Below are 18,526 nucleotides of genomic sequence, written 5' to 3'. Positions count from 1 at the left end.
GTCGTCGAATACAAACCGGAGACTGCAAATGAAGATTGGTTTTATCGGAGTGGGAAGCATGGGCAGAGCGATCATTCCACTGCTCGTCCGCGCTGGCCATCACGTCTCGGCATGGAACCGCAGTCAGGCGGCGATCAAGGATCTCGAAGGCATCAGCGTTATCGAAACGCCGGCCTCGGCGTTCCAGCAAGAGGTAGTCATCACTCTTCTGGCCGATGATGCCGCCGTCAGGCAAGTGCTGCTCTCCAGCGCTGTTCTGGAAACTGCAGACAAAGCTTGCGTGCATGTCGTGATGTCGACCTTGTCGCCTTCGCTGATGTTGGAGTTGCAGCGCGAACATGAAGCCGTCGGCATGCCATTGATCGCGGCGCCGGTCTTCGGCGTGCCCGCCGTGGCGGCCAAGGGCGAGTTGAATATCCTGGCGGCCGGATCGCAGGCCGCTGTCTCGACCGTCCAACCGCTGTTCGACCTGCTCGGGAAAAAAACCTGGTATCTGGGCGACCAACCTGAACAGGCCTGTATCGCGAAAATCGCCGGCAACATGATGATCACCCAAGCCATCCAGTCGCTGGGCGAAGCCAGCGGACTCGTTCAACGCCACGGACTGAGCCCTTCGATTTTCATCAAGCTCATGACCCAGACCCTGTTCGCCTGCCCCAGTTATCAACGTTATGGGCAGAACATCGTCAGCAGCAATTTTGAACCGGGATTCAAACTGTCGCTAGGCCTCAAGGATATGAATCTGGCGATCGATGCGGGTCGCCTCAAAGGGCTGGAGTTGCCAGCGGCGGATGCCGTTCGATTGAAAATGAAGTCGGGGGTAGCCAGGGGGGATGGCGACAAGGACTGGTCGGTTTTCGCTCAGCAGACGAATCATTGAGAAGCTCTTTCGAACACCTGTCACGAGGTCATTCATGGAAAACTCCGACATCGCGCGTCAACTCTCAACATTCAGGAAAACCATCGACAATATCGACGCCGCGCTCATCCATCTGCTCGCGGAACGGTTTCGCTGTACCGATGAGGTCGGATTGCTCAAAGCCCGATATCAGTTGCCTGCGGTAGACGAGGCCAGAGAGCAGCAGCAATACCAGCGTCTGGCAGCACTTGCTCAAGAGGCTGAGCTGGATACGGCCATCGTGCAGAGGCTGATGCAGTTGGTCATTGGCGAAGTGGTCGAGCGCCACAGGCAGATCGCCGCCAGGCATGCCCCGACACCCCCAATGACCTCACCCCTCGGGGCTGACCCCGGCGCCACTTATCGAAGCAATCAGACAAACGAGCAGAACCGCATGAAATGGCCAACGATCGAGCAAATTCGCAGCTTCACCGATTTACCCTATGGCTACAGTTGGGATTACCTGAAACGTGAGGAGATCAATGTCGCGACAGATTTTTTCCGGACATGGTTTCCCTCCATTTCGGTGGGGTTGGCAAGCCCGTTTCTGGACCAGCAGTTCTACGCAGACAACGTGGTGCTCGAAGACGATCCGGATCGAGGCATATTCGCTACCGTCGTCCGCCAGAACGATGAGATTGTCGCTATCGCCACGTGGGAAAAAATTGACGGTGCTGACGTTATTTTCGGGCGGGTCGGCGCGGTAGCCAAACCGCACAGACAAGCCAGACTGGCCGTTGCGGCCCAGGACCTGGGAGAAAAAATCGGCACGTTCATGGGCGCGGGGCTGATCTATGGCATGGCAACAACCCGCACGCCGTATATGCAACAAGCACTGGAGCAAGCCGGTTACAAAGCGGTAGGTATAATGCCTGGCCTGGACCGGGAAGAAACAGCACCTGGAATCGTGCGCAGGGTTTACGAAGTCATCTACGTAAAACGGCTCGCCCCACACGCCGACTTTCTCATTCCTACCGTTCATAACCTTACCCCTACAGTCGCGCGACTTTACGCAGATATATTTCAAGGCGATGACGACACGAACTGACGAGCCAGCCTAGTAGCGAACCAACCATCGAAATGCTTCTGATCAGTAACGCTGCCGGCTCGCGCCTTTTGCATCGATCGAGGTAGCCACATTAGGTAATGAGTTCAAAAAGACTCAGCAGCGGCTAAAAGCACCTGTGGGGTTGATTAATAGATGAGAAGTGAACTGAGTGGACGCGGCTCTGGCCCCTGAGTTAGCTTTCGTAACCGTTCTAACTTGGGGCTCCGCAATCATGACTGACCGTCAGATCATTGTTCCAGATGGCATGAGATTGATCTACGAGCGCGCGGGTTATGCACCAGCAGTAAAGGTAGGAAAAACTCTCTACTGCGCGGGTCAGGTAGGCAGGACGCCGGAATTATCCGTCATTGAAGAACCTGAGCAGCAGTTTTTAGCTGCATGGGACAATCTTCGGATCGTCTTGGAGGCAGGTGGCTGTAAATTTGAAGATGTCGTAGAAATGACAACTTACCACGTCGACATGCACCGTCACATGCCAATTTTCAGACGCGTAAAGGATAAAGTCTTTCCGAGAAGCACTTGTGCATGGACCTGCATTGGTGTCAGTGAATTGGCTCGACCTGGCCTTCTCGTGGAGATCAAATGCGTCGCCGTAGAGCGATAACGAGCGCTGCTGTCCAGATAGCCAACGCGTACTCGCTCAGCCAAGCGGCTCAAAGAACGTCTCCGCCCGTTGTGGCACCGGCTTTTTATGTCTGAACATCTGCTGCCAAGCGAGCTGCGCCTGGACCTTGGCCACCGAATCCAGCACTTTCTGCGCCCAGCGATCATCCTCGGGATGCACCACGACCACCCGGAAGCCATGATCCTTGCCTTCAATCTGCACGCCTTCCGAATCATCGACATGCAAGTCGATATCGAACGCTGGCGGATACTTGGAAGGCGCATTCGACATCCCGTGCGCCGTCAGGGCACGGTTGTGCAGCACGCTGTTGACCACGCCGTCGACGCGGATACCGTACAGCGCCAACCAACGTCGGATATAGGACGGCGTGCGCCCGGATGAGGTGTAGACCCAGACACTGCAGTCCTGGCGGCGCAGCTCGCGGATCAGCGATCGCGTGCCCATGCGCAACGGCTCACCCAGCCAACGATGAATACAGGCGGGAAGTCGGCTTTTCTCGACTGCGCAATGGTGCAATTGGCAAGCGAGCGTGTCATCGATATCGAACGAAATTCGTATGCGCTGACGCCTGAACAGCTGCGGCAGAGCGCAGCGGATGACTTGCCCTGCCCGGCTGGCGAAGGTTCTGCATTTGGCCAATGCTGGAGCCCCGCTCATCAATGGCCACCTTGGGAGACAGGCAGGGGCTTGTCTTTGAGAAAGAACTTCATTGGATCGGGCGCCTGTTCTTCTAAGAATGCTGCATATTTTTTCTTGATCTTGGGCAATTCGTACAACGCCTTGACGCCATGCTTGGCGGAGTTGCGGATGACCGAAGACGGGTTGAAATAGCCCTCGGCGTTTTCCAGCGTCAACACGAATGGAGGCAGCCCCGCCCGCATGAGCAGGTAGCTCACAATGAGCGAGCCACTACGGTTATTGCCCTCGATAAACAGCTGCGGCTTGCTCAGAATGCGCACATAGACCCCCGCTGCACGCTTCCAGACCGACTCACTGCGATACGCGCAATACCAGTTGTACAAGTCTTTGATGCCTCCCTCAACATTGTTGAAGAAGTGCGCCTCAGTCGCAGCCAGATGCTGGGCGTATTCCAGCCGGCGCGCCGGATCCCGGCCACAAAGCACTGTGGCATTGATCTCCAGCATCAGGTTCAGTTGCTGCAGATCGAACAGGTCGATGCCGCGGGCAACATATTCGTCAACCAACGCATAACCTTCAAGCACATTGTTCAGGACTTCGTCAGTGAACGGGTCTCGGGGCTCGGTGAAGTGCCGGCTGAGCTCGGCGAAACGGCTCTGCACGTTACGCAGTGCGCGTTCAATCGCAGGCAAATCAAGGCGATGCGTGGCAGGCATTGGAGCTCCTTGGAAACGCTTGGTAAATGTCCGCCGGTGCCCGCCAAATCCATTTGGCTTGTGCAGGTAGGCGGCCGTGACCGGTGCTGTGACTTAGCTGAACTTGCCGCTGATGTAATCGCCGGTCATCTGTTCACGCGGGTTGTCGAAGATCTGCGCCGTCGGGCCCATCTCGACCAGATAACCGGTGCGCGTGCCCTGGGAAATATCCACCGAGAAAAACGCTGTGGTGTCAGCAACACGGATGGCTTGCTGCATGTTGTGAGTGACCAGTGCGATGGTGTAGTCCTTCTTCAACTCGACCATCAACTCTTCGACGCGTCGGGTGGCGATCGGGTCCAGTGCCGAACAAGGCTCATCCAGCAGCAGGACTTCCGGCTCGGTGGCGATTGCCCGGGCGATACACAGGCGTTGCTGCTGGCCACCGGAGAGCGACAGGCCGCTGACCTTGAGCTTGTCCTTGACCTCATCCCATAACGCGGCGCCTTGCAGCGCATGCTTGACGCGGTCACCGATATCGCCCTTGTAGCGATTGAGGCGAAGACCAAAAGCCACGTTGTCGAAGATGCTCATCGAGAACGGGTTAGGCTGCTGAAACACCATACCGATGTAGCGGCGTACGACCACCGGATCGACGCCCTTGCCGTAGACGTCCTGGCCGAGGAAATGCACATGACCCTCGAAACGAAAGCCCTTCACCAGATCGTTCATCCGGTTGAGACTGCGCAGCACGGTGCTTTTGCCGCAGCCTGAGGGACCGATGAATCCGGTGATCTTGTTTTTCTCGATGGGCACGTGGCTGTCACGTACTGCCATGAAGTTGCCGTAGAAAATCTTGTCCAGTTTGCAGTCCATGACTACAGGCGCCTGGGTGACAAACGGAGCGGCAATTTGCGCAGTGGATACGTTCAAAATCAGATGCTCCCGTTCTTAATACTTGGGCTTGCCGAAAATCCGGCTGATGATGTTCACGAACAGCACGATCATCACCAGCACCAACGAGGCCGCCCATGCGAGCTCGAGCTGGTTATCGAAAGGCATGCCGGAGAAGTTGTAGATCAGCACCGCCAGCGACGCAGTCGGATTCATGACATCGAGATTGCCCTGGTGGTAGATCCAGTAGTTGCTGAACAGCGCGGTAAACAACAAAGGGGCCGTCTCGCCTGCGGCACGCGCCACGGCGAGCATCACGCCAGTCAGGATCGCCGGCATGCCGGTCGGCAAGATGATTTTCCAGATGACCTGCGAGCGGGTGCAGCCCATGCCATAAGCAGCATCTTTCATGATCTTGGGCACCATCCGCATCGATTCTTCGGCGGTCAGTACCACGATAGGCAGCATCAGGACGGCGAGCGCCACGCCACCTGCCGGTGCCGAATACGTGCCGGTGGTCATCACTACCAAAGCGTAGGCAAACACCCCCGCCAGGATCGACGGCAGGCCCGTGAGCATCTTGGCGGCAAAACGTGCGGCGTTCCCCAGCTTGCTGTCAGGCCCCAGTTCAGCCAGAAAAATGCCCGCCATGATCCCGACCGGCACCGCGATCGCTGCCGCGATACCGACCATCACAAAGGTACCCGCCATCGCGTTGCCGAAACCGCCGCCCATCTCGAAGCCGGTCGGCGGCAGTTCGGTAAAGACTTCCAGGTTCAGACGCGCACCACCGCGGGTGATCAGCATGTAGAGCACGGAAATCAGCGGCACGCTGGCCAGCAAAGCACCTGCCCAGACCAGGGTGGTCAGGATCAGGCTGCGCAGCGCACGGCCTTCGAATCTGCGTTGCAAGCTGGGCATCGCACCGGTTGGCGCCGTCAGGTCTGTTGCTGCGGTCAGATCAGTCATCACTTGTTACCCCGTTGGGCGTACATCATGATCATCGAGCCGAAAATGTTCACGATCAGCGTAATCAACATCAGCACGAGCGCGGCATACATCAACACCTCGATCTCGTTTGGTCCGGCTTCGGGGAAGTTCAGCGCCAGCAGAGCGGCAAGCGTGTTGGCCGGTGCAAACAACGAGAGGGAAATGTTGTTGGCATTGCCGACCAGCATGGCCAGCGCCATCGTTTCACCCAGCGCGCGCCCCAGGCCCAGCACCAGAGAGCCGAAAATGCCGGTGGCAGCCGAAGGCACCATCACCTTGAGAATCGCTTCCCAATGGGTTGTGCCCATGCCGTACGCGGCCTGTTTGGTTTTCATCGGCACAGCCGTAAGCGCGTCCTGCGAAACGGCGGCAATGGTCGGCAGAATCATGATGGCGAGCACCAGAGCTGCGGGCAGCAGGCCCGGACCGCTCAGGGACGTGCCGAAAAAGGGTATCCAGCCCAGTTCGCTGTTCAACCAGGTCGTCAGCGGCCGAATCGCCGGGATCACCACATAGATCCCCCACAGGCCATAGACCACGCTGGGAATGGCCGCGAGCAGTTCGACGATGGTGCGAAACAGCGCAGCGAGCTTGGTCGGCAGGAAGTCCTGGGTCAGGAAAATCGCCATGCTCACGCCAAAGACACCGGCGATCAGCAAAGCGATGAAGGCGCTGTAAAGCGTGCCCCAGATGGCCGGCAGGATGCCGTATTTGCCCTGGTTGACGTCCCACACACTGCCCAGAAGCACATCAAAGCCGTGCTTCTCCATACCGGGAAGTGCCTTGCGTCCGACTTCGAATACCAGTGCAAATACCAGCGCCAGAATCAGTACCACACCGATACGCGCGAGCGCGCGGAAGGTGCGATCAACCAGGAAATCCTTCGTCGAGGGTGGCTGGCAGGCAGAGTCGGGATTAACCGGTACGACAAAAGGTTTGTTCATGGGCTAAGTCCGGAACAGGGGGAAAACTCTCCCGGCGTGGTGCAGACGCACACGCCGAGAGAGACCTCACGGCGTTACTGAATGTTGGCGGACGCTTTGCGAACCTGTTCGACGACCGATTGCGGCAACGGGATGTAACCCATCGAATCGGCAATCTTCTGCCCCTCGGTCAGGCTGTATTCGACCATTTCACGCATGGCTTTGGCCTTGGCCGGGTTGCCATTATCCTTGCGGAAAATCATCCAGGTATAAGAGGTGATCGGATAGGACTTGGCACCGTCCGGATCAGGCAGCCAGGCCACCAGGTTTTCCGGCATCTTCACCGCCGCCAGGGCCTCGGCACCGCTTTCGGCGTTTGGCACGACGTAATTGCCTGCCTTGTTCTGCAACTGGGCAAAGTCGACCTTGGCCAGCTTCGCGAAGCCATATTCGATGTAACCAATCGCACCTGGGGTCTGGCGCACGGTAGCGGTTACGCCATCGTTTTTCGGCGATTTGATGAACTTGTCACTGGCCGGCCAGTTGACGGTGTTGCCCTCACCCAACGCCTGCTTGAACTCGGCGTTGACGGTTGCCAGGTGCTTGGTGAATACCGCGGTAGTACCGCTGGAATCTGCACGCACGACAACCGTGATCGGCGTATCGGAGAGTTTCAGGTCCGGGTTGGCTGCGACGATCTGCGGATCGTTCCAGCGCGTGATCTTGCCCAAGAAAATGTTGGAATAGACGTCGCGTGGCAGCTTCAGGCCCTTGGGATTGCCCGGCAGGTTATAGGCCAGCACGATTTCCCCGGCGGTCATTGGCAGCAACTGCACGCCTTCGGCGACCTTGGCGATATCTTCGTCTTTCATTGCCGAGTCACTGGCAGCGAAATCCACGGTTTTGTTCAAGAAGTCCTGTACGCCCGCGCCACTGCCCTTGGATTGGTAATCGACAGTGACACCATCGGATTTCTTGCTGAAATCCTTGAACCATGTCAGATAGATCGGCGCCGGGAAACTTGCTCCGGACCCCGTCAGGCGAACATTTTCTGCTGCAAAGGAGGCCGAGGTGGCACAAAGAGATACCGCAATGGCGAGCGCAGCAGACTTCATCAAACTTTTCATTAAATGACACCTAGTGATTACGGGCTCCCGAACTCTGCAGCAGTTTTGTGACGATTTCATGAAAGCAAAGTGGCAAGCGTTACCCTCATGGTCCGCAGCAGCGCCTATGGATGTAATCGGCCTCCGGGTTTCGAAAAATCGAATCTTCCTGTGCCGGACTTGTCACTACCCCCTGATCCCGAGCAGTCACGTGCGAGGTTCACATTGCAAAAACGCTACTTTTCCCCAGCCTTTATGGCCCTCAACCGGAAATGGCGTTAGCATTTCACTCATTCGGCTGAACAAGCCTGTTTATTCAGATCAGGGTCGCATTGTGGAAAAGCTAAAACGCCTTCAAAGCGGGATCGAAGGGCTCGACGCGTTGCTTCAGGGGGGCTTTGTCGCCGGTGCCTCGTACATCATTCAAGGGCGTCCGGGCTCCGGCAAGACCATCCTTGCCAACCAGCTAGGGTTTCACCATGCCCGTAATGGCGGTCGTGTGCTGGTCGCCACGTTGCTGGCCGAGTCCCACGACCGGCTGTTCCAGTTCCTGTCGACCATGAGTTTTTTCGACGCTTCGCGAGTCGGCGCGGAAATTCAGTTTGTCAGCGCATTCGATACGCTGGAAAACGAAGGCCTTGATGAAGTCGTGAAGCTGCTTCGGCGCGAAATCACCCGGCAGAAGGCGACCGTCATGGTCGTCGACGGCCTGCTCAACGCACGTTCCAAAGCCGACTCGCCGATCGACACGAAAAAATTCATCTCTGAACTGCAAGGCCATGCCGCATTTGCCGGTTGCACCGTGCTGTTCCTGACCAGCTCGCGCCTGGATGACGGCAGCCCCGAGCACACGATGGTCGACGGCGTCATCGAAATGGGTGAAGAGCTGTTCGGTACCCGTTCGGTGCGCCGCATTCATTTGCGCAAGACTCGCGGCAGCGGCGCGTTGACCGGTCTTCACGAGTGCGAGATCACCGATAACGGCCTGGTCGTCTACCCTCGCCTCGAAAGCCTCTACAAGCGCCCTTCCGCCCCTGACAGCGCGGACATGACGCGCATCCCCAGCGGCATTGCTTCACTGGATGACATCCTCGGTGGTGGCTTGCACAGCTCCAGCGTGACGCTGGTCATGGGGCCTTCCGGGATCGGCAAGACCACGCTGGGTCTGAAGTTCATCGCGCAGTCGACGGCCGAATCGCCGGGCCTGCACTTCGGCTTCTATGAAAGCCCGCAGCGGCTGCGGCTGAAAGGCCGTTCGCTGGGCATTGATATCGAACACATGGAACACAGCGGTGCGCTGAGCATTGCCTGGCAGCCAACTACCGAAGGCTTGCTGGACGGCCTCGGCGCACGCCTGCTGAGCCTGGTCGATGAAAAAGGCATCAAGCGCCTGTTCATCGATAGCCTCAGCGGCATGACTCGGGTTTCAACCACACCGGAACGCATCACCGACTTTTTCAGCGCGCTGATGAATGAGCTGCGATCCAGAGGCGTTACGGTGTTCGCCTCATGGGAAATGCGCGATTTGTTCGGCTCCGAGGTCAGCGCACCGAACTCCGACCTGTCCAGTATTGTCGACAACCTGATGCTCATGCGTTTCTTTGAGAATCACGCTGAACTTCACAGGACGCTTTCCATTCTCAAGATACGTGATAGCTCCTACAACCCGTCGCGGTTCGAGGTGGTTATCCGTGATCAAGATGTGTTCCTGGAAAAGGCTTTGAAAAATGAACCTTCAGTCACAGCTGAGTCATTGCCTGGTTCAATTTCGTAAGTCTGCAAGCGGGTTGAAATAACATGACCACCATCCTGGTAGTCGACGACGAGTATCTGATTGCTGACATTCTTGGCTTTGCGCTTGAGGATGAGGGCTTCATGACTGTGACCGCGAGCAATGGCAAGAAGGCTCTCGAAGTGCTGGAAAGAGAACGTCCAGCCCTGGTCATCACTGACTTCATGATGCCGGTCATGGACGGCCTCGAATTCGCCGAAGCCGTGCGTGCCCAGCCGTCCGTCAAACACTTGCCGATCATTCTCATGAGTGGCGCGCAAGCGCACATCGGCATGCAGCGTTCGGATCTGTTTGATGTGGTGGTGCCCAAGCCGTTTGATATTGCGGTGATTGTGGCTGAGGTGAAGAGGCTGTTGGGCTCATAGATACTCGACGACAAAGGCAATTTCGGCATTGGCATCGCCCGCTCGCATTTGCGCATTGGAAGGCTCGATGCGCACGAAGCGGGCTTGCAAGGAAACGGATGCATTACCGCCGCTCGATGTTGGCGCTTTCATTATGTAATTCTGGTTCAGCTTGAGTATCGTCCTGTCACTGAAGCGCATTTGCAATGCCAGCCCTTTGGCAGTGGAATTACTGTTGAGGTGTACCACGCCGGTATCAGCGCTCCATGCAGGGCTGCCCGCAGTGGGCGAAAAGGAGTACCTGAAGTTATTGATTCCGGGAGGACAGTTTTTCATATCAAGAAAGAAATATTTCTCCTTGGCATAGTCACCGTTCTGCAAAAAATCGCTCATGGTGTAGCTGCCCATATCCACTTTCACATCAGGTGTTTCACAAGACTGCGAGACGATCCGCGTGCCATTTGTATTCATTGCCAGAGGCTCGATTTCTGCAGCGACGAAGGTCCCAAGTTGGCCTGAGGGTATCGTCGCACTGCCGGAAATAGTTCCCGTCTTTACAAAACGCAAGATGTGCTCAGAACCATTCCAACCCCAACCGCCAGCAGTGTCGGTAGTTCCTGGAAAGCCTTTCCACGCTTTCCCCGATGGCGGTCGGACCCATTGCCAGCCGATTCCGGTATTTCCGATAGGAAAAATCTCCGCGCCCGGCTGAGTAACGCCGACAGTATTGCGTACACCTTCGTTGTGTACCGCAGAGCACCTGAATGAGCTGGGTATGGCGCCCAGGGTCACGATCGGGCTTTCATAGATAACCGTGCCGTTGGGCGTGTCACGAGGCACCGAGATCGTGGCTGGAAGAACCACCCTGACACTGCCCTTGGAATGGTCGGGATAAAATTCGCAAACTGCAGCCATTGCGTTAAATGGCAGTAAATACAAAAAACCGACAATTAAAACATGGGAAAACTTCATAGCAATCTCTCTGAACTCGCCGTGTTTGCAAACATTTGAATGGCGGACGATTGCGTGAACTATCAGCAGTAAACGCCACCAAAGCGGCAGCAGACGATAATGAAAAAAAGGAGCTTGAGCAAAAAGTTTATTTATTCGCAAACAAGACAATTCTCATGGACCCACAAGAAACTTTAGATAGTCGGTTTAAACAAGAAGCCTTCTGCGAATTCGTTAACAAATGTTAGCCGTTATCGACATACGCAAATAGAGCACAATTTAAGACTCGTCTTAAAGGCCCAGCGAATCGAGGTTATTACACTGTCTACTCTTGATAGGAGAAACGATTCCGTGAGAGCCCTCGATACCCTCAATAGCTCAAAACCCCAGAGCAACGCCGCCATCTACTGCCTGACCATTCTTGCGCTGGCACTGATCGCCATGACTGTGGTCGCCGGCTACCAACTCAATGAACTGTTTCCACTGAAGGCTGTGGTGCAACAACAGGAGGTCCAACTCACCCAGCGCGCCGATGCAATCCAGTCGATGAGCGCAGAACTGAAGCGCCTGGCGGAACAGAAACAGGTTTTGGAAGCCGACCTGCTTAGCGCAAAGGAACAGGCGAAGGCCGCTGAGCACGCAAAAACCGAACTCGAAAACAATCGACAGGCAGCCCTGACCAGCGCGGCGTTAGAGGATGAAGATTCACTGTGCGCGATCATCGAGCAAAACATCCGACTTGTTGCGGACCAACTCAATCGCGACGATTTCTTCCGCCTGCGTGATGAGCGCGAAGCTGAAGCCGAAGCGGTACTTGAAAGCTATGAAAAACAACTCGCCAGCTGCATTGAGCAGTTGACAGCACAAACCGCATCGCCAGCACAAACTGACTCTGCACCCCATGCGCAAGACTTTGCTGCGCCGATCGAGCGCTGATCAAAAAGCCCTGGTAGCCAGGGCTTTACGTTTACTGATTAAAGCTTGAATTCCTTGGTCAATTTATTCAGCGATGCCGCCAGTTGCGACAGCTCCGCCGATGCAACTGCCGTCTGTTTCGACCCCTCTGCGGTTTCACATGACAGGTCACGAATGCTGATCAGGCTGCGGTCGACTTCCCGCGCAACCTGAGCCTGCTCCTCGGCAGCGGTTGCCATCAGCAGGTTTCGCTCGTTGATGAGATTCAGCGAGCCAGTGATGTCGGTCAGCACTTCGCCGGCGATATTGGCCATTTCGAGCGTTCTCTCGGCCTGAGCGCGGGTGTGGCTCATGGAGGAAACTGCGCGGCTGGTGCCCGACTGAATGGAGCTGACCATGGACTCGATGTCCTCGGTCGACTTCTGAGTACGCTGCGCCAGCCCTCTCACCTCATCGGCAACCACGGCAAAACCGCGACCCGCCTCCCCCGCCCGCGCTGCTTCGATCGCTGCGTTCAAGGCAAGCAGATTGGTTTGTTCGGCAACCTCTCGGATAACGTCCAGCACGCTGCTGATATCGCTCGCCATGGTCGATAGCGCCTGCACCTCAGCCGAGGTGCTGTGCACGCTGGACACCATCAGGTTGATTGCGGCTACCGTGTCGCTGACCTGGCTTCGACCGGCGACGGCTGCGGCACTTGATTCCGACGTCAACTGCGAGGTCGATGCGGCGTTGTCTGCAACCTGCTCCACCGCTGCACTCATTTCAGTGACGGCGGTGGCGGCCATTTCGATTTCATGGCTCTGACGTTGAGTGATACGCGAGATATCTTCAGTGACGCCGTGCATGACCTCCGAGGTCTCGGCCAACTGCGTGGACGAATCACGGATCATGATCAAGGCATCTCGCAGGCTGGTTTGCATCGCCGCCAATGACGACAGCATTTGCGCCGCCTCATCAGAGCCATCCAGCGCAATGGTTTCGCTCAGATCATTGGCGGCGATGCATTCCGCCACCCTTAGCGAGCCTGCAATGGGTACCGTCAGGCTGCGGGTATACAACACGGCCAGGGCCAACGAAGCACCGATCGCGATGAGAATGAACACACTGACGATCAACAGCGTGTGCTCATAGACATTGTCGGCCTGCTTGCCCGCCTCATAAGCTTCTATTTCGTTGAGTGCAATCAGCTTCTTGAGCGCGACTTGTACGCCATCCGAGGCAGCACGCATCTGATTCTTTGACAACGCAATGGCCGCTTCAAGCTGCCCGTTCGCCACGGTTTGAAGGTATTGCTCCTGAGCCAGATCGTTGACCTTCTGTGCTTTGGCAAACTCCTCGAACGCCTCGCGCCCAGCGTCAGTGGCCAGCAGATCAATGAGCGCTTGCTGATGTTTTTTGATCAGCTGACGCGACTGCTGAATGTCCATCAGGGCTTGCGCCTTGCGCTCAGGGGTTTCGATGGGATTGCGCAAGCGAGCGTTGTTGCCCTTGATTTCGACGAACTCTCGATCGAGTTGGCCGAGCAGCTTGATACTCGGCACGATCGTCGTCTCGACGTACGTTTCTGCCTTGTTGAGCAAGTCGACTTGCTGCAGAGCGATCAATCCGATCGCGATAATCATGAGACAGAACAAGCCGAAACACAGCGCCGAACGAGGCGCGAGATTGAGTTTACGAAGCAGCATGATGCCTTACCTTAGAGTGTATTCAAGACAATGGGGCAAACGAGTGGGCGGCACAGCAGGCGCTGGGCAATAGCACCTCAGCGTCTACGTGGATCATCGCGGGAAGGTGCAGCAGCTAGCGGTTTGCGCACGAAGAGAGTGTGGAGTCGGTCGAGGCCGGCTCCGCAAGTTCCTTGAGCACCGGGTCGGCCAGCATCAGAAAATCTGCCAGTCGCGGCAGATTGATTTTCGAGACCAGGCGCATCCAGCGTTGCGGATGCGGGTTGAAGAAGGTCTTCGACCACTGGTGATCATCGTTGGGATTGAAAATCAGCAAATGACGAATCAGCGGGTTTTCCCCGAAAAAGTCGAGCGGATCCATCGCCATCTCGCTGAGCAGCTCAGCATTGACGACGACCAGGCTCAACCGTTGAGGGCAGTAATACGTCAGTATTTTCAGGTCACGATAAGTGCAAACGTTCAAGACGCTGAGACAGCCCAGCTTGTTGAACTGCTGTTCGATTGACAGACCTCTGCGCACATCGCTATCGGCGATCAGGATCCGCAAGGATCGACTGCGGTTATTTTCAAGAAACATCGGGCACCTTTGGCAGCTCCATTCTTCCTTTCAAGAAAATAACCAAGGGCCAACCTGCCTGATATGAGACTTGTCTCAAAAATGAACGCAGGGATAGATGATAAAAAGCCACACCTTGACGACAGCCCAAGCGATCGGCGCATGGTCTGGCTCAGAAAGTGTTGAAGGAGGGATTTTGCAACGCAGGGGAGTGGCGACAAGCCAGAAGCGCGGGACGGTTCTGTGCGAACCAGACAATTCTCATTATTAACGCCCCTTTTTGTCAGTAACCTTGAAACAAGGGGCGCAGACTCATTCTTTCCAAGCCATCAAGGCAGCGTCATCGTCACTACGTAATTACCGCTCGTTATCTGGTGACCCTTGTTGTCCGTGAGCAGCAAGCGCTGGTCGTAATAATCGTCCTGCTCATGAGTATCGGCAATCACCTTCACAAACACCTGCTGGCGCGACTCACCTCGCCCTGCCGCACTGACGTTGTTCACGGTAAAAATCTGCCCGGTGCTTGCCTGGGGGCAATCAAGCAACTCGACAGAAGAATGGCTGGCGCCACTGGCAATGCAACTTGCCTCGACAATTCGACCGCTGAAGCGAATCACTCCGCTGACCGGCGCAGACTGGGCTGCGCTGACGGTGTCAAAACCGAGCAGGCAAAGGCAGGCAATCAATAAAGGACGTCGAATGATCATCGCGAAACTCCATGGTTATTACCAAGGTATCGCCCGCTGCAAAATGATCTTTAACGTCAGCTTTAATGCAAGGCCAGTCGGATGGTCATGAGCCGATACGTTTACAGCTCGATCCGTTTGATTTTCTTGATCAGATCAGCCTGTGCATGCTCCAGCTTCAATGCACTGCGATTGAGGTCCAGCGGATCGATAACAGGCGCCTCGCACTCGGCTTCAAGCTCGTTACACGCCTCAATGACCTGATGCTCGGCAACAATGCGCGCCGCCCCCTTGATGCGGTGCGCCAGGTCAGCCAACAGCCCGGGATCGCTTTCGGGTATTAGCGAATGCAACTCCTCCAGATCCTTTTCGCAACTCGACAGCGCCTCGCGCAGAAGTTCTTTCATCATGTCGAGATCGCCTCCGGTGAGCTCGTCAAGACGCTCGCGAATCGAACCCAGCTCCTTGATAGTCGCCGCAGGCGGGCTTTCAAATGGCTGGGTTTCAACATTTTTTTCCCAGCCTGCAAGCATGATCGACAAGGTGCCGAGACTGATCGGTTTGAACAGACAATCATCCATCCCGGCCTCCCGGCATTTCACTTTTTCTTCCGGCTGCGCGTTGGCCGTGAAGCCCAGTACGATGCACGGCGATCCACCACTTTCGCGTTCGTCCTGGCGAATGGTGCGGGCCAGCTCATAGCCGTTCATGACCGGCATGTTGCAGTCCGTGATCACAATGTCGAACGGCTCCGAGCGCCACAGCGCCAATGCCTGGGCACCGTCGGCGGCATCACGCACCGCCTGGCCAAGGAAACTCAGCTGCTGCGTCAACAGCAGGCGGTTGGCGCTCTGGTCATCGACTACGAGAATCCTGAGTGTCGGTACCGGTTTGTCCTGAACAACCGAAACAGGCAGCACTTTGCCGCCAAGCGGGCTGAGAATATTGAAGAACAGCGACACTTCCAGGCAGGTGCCTTTGCCAAGCGTACTGGTAATGTTCAGCCGCCCGCCCATCAATTCGCACAATGAACGTGAGATCGCCAGTCCCAGACCGGTGCCGCCTCTGCTGGAGGGACCATGATTGGCTTGGGAAAACGGCTGGAACAGATTCTGCAGATCGGCGCTGGAAATGCCGATGCCGGTGTCCTCGACCTTGAGGTCGACCTGTAAGCGTTCGTCAGCGAGACGTTGGCCGCGAATCGAGACGGTGACATGACCGGTGTCGGTAAACTTGATCGCGTTGCCCACCAGGTTCGAGAGCACCTGCTGGAAGCGCATCGGATCAACCAATACGTCACAGCCGACAGTGGCGTCGATGTCGAGCTTAAGCACCAGACTCTTCTGCCTGGCCAAGCCGTCGAACACCCGCGCCACGGATTCGACCAATTCGCGCAGGTTGGCACGTTTCGGCGAAAGGCTGACATGGCCCGATTCGATGCGTACCACATCGAGGATATCGCCGATCAGTTCCAGCAGACCTTTTGCCGAGTCGTATGCCACTTCAATCGCCGGCCGATCGAAGTGACCTTGCTCGGCACGCTTGAGGGTAAGTTCGAGCATGCCGATCACGGCGCTCATCGGCGTACGGATTTCGTGGCTCATGGTCGCCAGGAACGTGGTTTTGGCGCGGCTCGACTCGTCAGCCAGCTCTTTCGCCGAACGCAACTCCTCGATCAGTTCACGGCGTTCGCTGATATCGATCCAGCCGCAGATCACGCCTCTGACTTCACCCGCCGTGTCGTGATACGGCTGGATCCAGTGGTAAATGATCAGCCGCGTATCACCCACATGCAGCGTGCGATCCACCTCGTAAGGTTCGTCCTGCTCGATGACGCGCAGGTAGTCGTCGTGAAATTGCAACGCCTCCTGACGATTGCGCTTGCCGCTTTCGAGCACGGTCTTGCCGATCACGTCCTTTTCTGACAGGCCAAATGTTTGCAGATAATTATTATTGCAGGTCACCAGCCGACCTTCCCGGTCACGTACGTAAATGGGATGCGGCGTGCCGTTGATCAGCGCCCCCATGAACTTCAGCTGATCGCCGAGCAAGCGCTCTGCACGACTGCGTTCGCGAATCTGCCGACGGATGTAGAAATTCCACGCCAGCGATCCCAGGATAATCAGGAACGCGCCAGCGCTGATCTGGTAGATCAGCGCCTTGTAATCGCGCCACGACAACCCCGAAAACGCTGCAATGGGACGCCACCTGTTGAGGATTACGTCCAGCTCATCCGGCGGAATGCTCAGCAGCGCCTTGTTCAGAATGCTGACCAGTTCGGTATCGGCACGCCGCGCGGCGAAAGCGAGGAAGCCTTTGTTCATGCCGACGATGTTGGAGATACGCAAGCTGTCGCTGTAGATGTGGGCGATGTAGTAGCGCGCACTGTGCAACGTGGTAATCATCGCGTCCGCTCGACCGTCCTTCACGTCAGCCAAGGCGCCCAGAACTGTTTCGTTATCAACGATCTCGATGTCGGGGTAGTCCTTGAGCAGCTCACGCTCAGCCGAACTTTCGGGCACTGCGACGCGCTTGCCGCGCAGCTCCTGCAGGCTTGAAGGCGCGCCTGCGTCCTTGGTGGTGACGATCACAAAGGGGCTGGCAAGGAACGGATGAGTGAAACGCATGCCGACTTCCCGCGAGACCGTTGGTGTCAGCAGAGAAATATCCGCGCTGCCATCCAGCAGACGCGTGCTCAGACTGGAAAAGCTGTCGGTGCGCTCGACATTGATCTGCAAGCCGGTACGCCGCTGGATGAGCTCGAGCAGATCAGCGCCGATCCCGCCAAAGTTGCCGTCACCATCAAAGAATGCAAACGGTGCCTGATCGTCATTGATCACGAACCGCGCGACCGGATGCAGCTCAAGCCAACGTGCTTCGCCGGGTGTCAGGTCAATGCGTTTGGGCGTCAGCGCCCCGCCGCCGCCCGACCAGCGCTTGGTAATTTCGGCAATCTTCGCATCACCCAGCGACTCGAGGGTCGAATCGATCAGACGCAGCAATTGGTCGTTGCCCCGGCGCAAGGCAAAGCTGAAACCGCTGGTTTGGGTTTTGACGAAAGAGTGCAGCCGCACATAGTTGAAGTAGTTGAGGTTGATCAGGTAATTGCTCGACACCGTATCGCCGAGAAACAGGTCGACCTTGCCAAAAGCCAGCGCAGCCAGTGCCAACTCGTTCGATGGAAAAAGCACGAATTCGGCGTTGGGGTATAACGCGTGTAATTGACTGGAAGGCAGGTAATCGTCGGCAACCGCAATACGCAAACCGGCCAGATTGGCCGGCATCGGGCGCCGATCATCACCGCGCATGAACATTGCCGGCACGTCTTCGACATAAGGCTTACTGAGCGTGACGAGGCCGTCGATCAACTCGAAACTGTTGGAACTGCCCAGCATGTCGATGTCGCCACGCTCGAGCGCCGCCATGGCGTCGCGACGGTCGGGATAAGCCTTGACGGTAACTTCGACATGCAAGGCCTGACCGATAATGCAGGCGATGTCGGCGGCTATTCCCTCGTACCGCGTACCGCTGGCGGTCATGACATAAGGCGGGAAATCCGGAAGCGCCGAGCCCAGCACCAGACTGCGCTTCTGCCGCAGCCAACTCCAGTCTTCATTGGCCAGATCGACCTGTAGCTCCTTGCAGTCAGACCGACCGAACACCTGCAGAGTGCGCGGCTCTGCTGCCCACAACGACCCGCTACCGAACATGACAAGCACACTGACTAGCAAAACACCGCGCAACAGATGAAACAT

At 56.6% G+C, this 18,526-nt stretch carries 17 protein-coding genes; 6 read left to right on the top strand and 11 right to left on the bottom strand.

Features of this window, described 5'->3' with window-relative positions:
* Nucleotides 1–58: 58 nt before the first annotated feature.
* The 3 genes from AB4O45_RS26155 (at nucleotide 59) to AB4O45_RS26145 (ending at nucleotide 2,571) form a co-directional block, all read left to right on the top strand.
* A complete protein-coding gene (locus AB4O45_RS26155; RefSeq protein ID WP_460160839.1) occupies nucleotides 59–880 on the top strand; it encodes an NAD(P)-dependent oxidoreductase in 822 nt (273 codons plus the stop codon).
* A gap of 34 nt (nucleotides 881–914) precedes the next feature.
* Nucleotides 915–1,946: a chorismate mutase gene (locus AB4O45_RS26150; RefSeq protein ID WP_460160838.1), complete on the top strand. Its 1,032-nt coding sequence runs from the start codon at nucleotides 915–917 to the stop codon at nucleotides 1,944–1,946.
* Nucleotides 1,947–2,178: 232 nt separating this feature from the next.
* On the top strand, nucleotides 2,179–2,571 hold the full coding sequence (locus AB4O45_RS26145; RefSeq protein ID WP_009049394.1) for a RidA family protein: 393 nt from the start codon (nucleotides 2,179–2,181) through the stop codon (nucleotides 2,569–2,571).
* Between the two features lie 36 nt (nucleotides 2,572–2,607).
* Here AB4O45_RS26145 and AB4O45_RS26140 read toward each other — a convergent pair whose 3' ends face one another.
* From AB4O45_RS26140 to pstS, 6 genes are all read right to left on the bottom strand, one after another.
* Complete coding sequence (locus tag AB4O45_RS26140; protein WP_460160837.1) at nucleotides 2,608–3,249, bottom strand: hypothetical protein; 642 nt, start codon at nucleotides 3,247–3,249, stop codon at nucleotides 2,608–2,610.
* Entirely contained in the window at nucleotides 3,249–3,947 is a 699-nt protein-coding gene (locus AB4O45_RS26135; RefSeq protein WP_150635412.1) for a hypothetical protein, read from the bottom strand. Before AB4O45_RS26135 ends, AB4O45_RS26140 begins: the two co-directional genes overlap by 1 nt.
* Before the next feature lie 93 nt (nucleotides 3,948–4,040).
* On the bottom strand, nucleotides 4,041–4,802 hold the full coding sequence (pstB, locus tag AB4O45_RS26130) for a phosphate ABC transporter ATP-binding protein PstB (protein ID WP_016774591.1): 762 nt from the start codon (nucleotides 4,800–4,802) through the stop codon (nucleotides 4,041–4,043).
* 75 nt (nucleotides 4,803–4,877) lie between these two features.
* Complete coding sequence (gene pstA / locus AB4O45_RS26125; RefSeq protein WP_460160836.1) at nucleotides 4,878–5,789, bottom strand: phosphate ABC transporter permease PstA; 912 nt, start codon at nucleotides 5,787–5,789, stop codon at nucleotides 4,878–4,880.
* Nucleotides 5,789–6,754 carry a phosphate ABC transporter permease subunit PstC gene (gene pstC / locus AB4O45_RS26120; protein WP_024012838.1) on the bottom strand — a complete coding sequence of 322 codons (966 nt, stop codon included), beginning with the start codon at nucleotides 6,752–6,754 and terminating at the stop codon, nucleotides 5,789–5,791. The genes pstA and pstC overlap by 1 nt, the downstream gene beginning before the upstream one ends.
* Before the next feature lie 74 nt (nucleotides 6,755–6,828).
* On the bottom strand, nucleotides 6,829–7,860 hold the full coding sequence (gene pstS / locus AB4O45_RS26115) for a phosphate ABC transporter substrate-binding protein PstS (RefSeq protein WP_051600442.1): 1,032 nt from the start codon (nucleotides 7,858–7,860) through the stop codon (nucleotides 6,829–6,831).
* 313 nt (nucleotides 7,861–8,173) lie between these two features.
* Here pstS and AB4O45_RS26110 point away from each other — a divergent pair, with 313 nt between their 5' ends.
* A complete protein-coding gene (locus tag AB4O45_RS26110; protein ID WP_130899380.1) occupies nucleotides 8,174–9,613 on the top strand; it encodes an ATPase domain-containing protein in 1,440 nt (479 codons plus the stop codon).
* Between the two features lie 23 nt (nucleotides 9,614–9,636).
* Complete coding sequence (locus AB4O45_RS26105; RefSeq protein ID WP_016774585.1) at nucleotides 9,637–9,996, top strand: response regulator; 360 nt, start codon at nucleotides 9,637–9,639, stop codon at nucleotides 9,994–9,996.
* Here the strand turns inward: AB4O45_RS26105 and AB4O45_RS26100 are convergent.
* The gene (locus AB4O45_RS26100; RefSeq protein WP_056785684.1) at nucleotides 9,991–10,947 is read right to left on the bottom strand and encodes a fimbrial protein; all 957 of its coding nucleotides are present in this window, start codon (nucleotides 10,945–10,947) and stop codon (nucleotides 9,991–9,993) included. The genes AB4O45_RS26105 and AB4O45_RS26100 overlap by 6 nt on opposite strands.
* Nucleotides 10,948–11,277: 330 nt before the next feature.
* On the opposite strand from AB4O45_RS26100, the gene AB4O45_RS26095 reads away from it, so the two are divergent.
* Nucleotides 11,278–11,862 carry a hypothetical protein gene (locus AB4O45_RS26095; RefSeq protein WP_056785683.1) on the top strand — a complete coding sequence of 195 codons (585 nt, stop codon included), beginning with the start codon at nucleotides 11,278–11,280 and terminating at the stop codon, nucleotides 11,860–11,862.
* A gap of 38 nt (nucleotides 11,863–11,900) precedes the next feature.
* Here the strand turns inward: AB4O45_RS26095 and AB4O45_RS26090 are convergent, their stop codons facing one another.
* The 4 genes from AB4O45_RS26090 to AB4O45_RS26075 form a co-directional block, all read right to left on the bottom strand.
* Nucleotides 11,901–13,529 carry a methyl-accepting chemotaxis protein gene (locus tag AB4O45_RS26090; protein WP_095179876.1) on the bottom strand — a complete coding sequence of 543 codons (1,629 nt, stop codon included), beginning with the start codon at nucleotides 13,527–13,529 and terminating at the stop codon, nucleotides 11,901–11,903.
* A gap of 115 nt (nucleotides 13,530–13,644) precedes the next feature.
* Nucleotides 13,645–14,076, bottom strand: a complete 432-nt coding sequence (locus AB4O45_RS26085) for a hypothetical protein (RefSeq protein ID WP_460160835.1) — start codon at nucleotides 14,074–14,076, stop codon at nucleotides 13,645–13,647.
* 338 nt (nucleotides 14,077–14,414) lie between these two features.
* Nucleotides 14,415–14,792 (bottom strand): type 1 fimbrial protein, encoded by a 378-nt coding sequence (locus AB4O45_RS26080; RefSeq protein WP_016774580.1) that lies wholly within the window; start codon nucleotides 14,790–14,792, stop codon nucleotides 14,415–14,417.
* A 101-nt stretch (nucleotides 14,793–14,893) separates the two neighbouring features.
* Nucleotides 14,894–18,526: a transporter substrate-binding domain-containing protein gene (locus AB4O45_RS26075; RefSeq protein WP_258708114.1), complete on the bottom strand. Its 3,633-nt coding sequence runs from the start codon at nucleotides 18,524–18,526 to the stop codon at nucleotides 14,894–14,896.

Source organism: Pseudomonas sp. S2_B10, assembly GCF_054668425.1.
The sequence above is the reverse complement of the archived record's forward strand: the minus strand, read 5'-3'. Positions and strand labels throughout refer to the sequence as shown.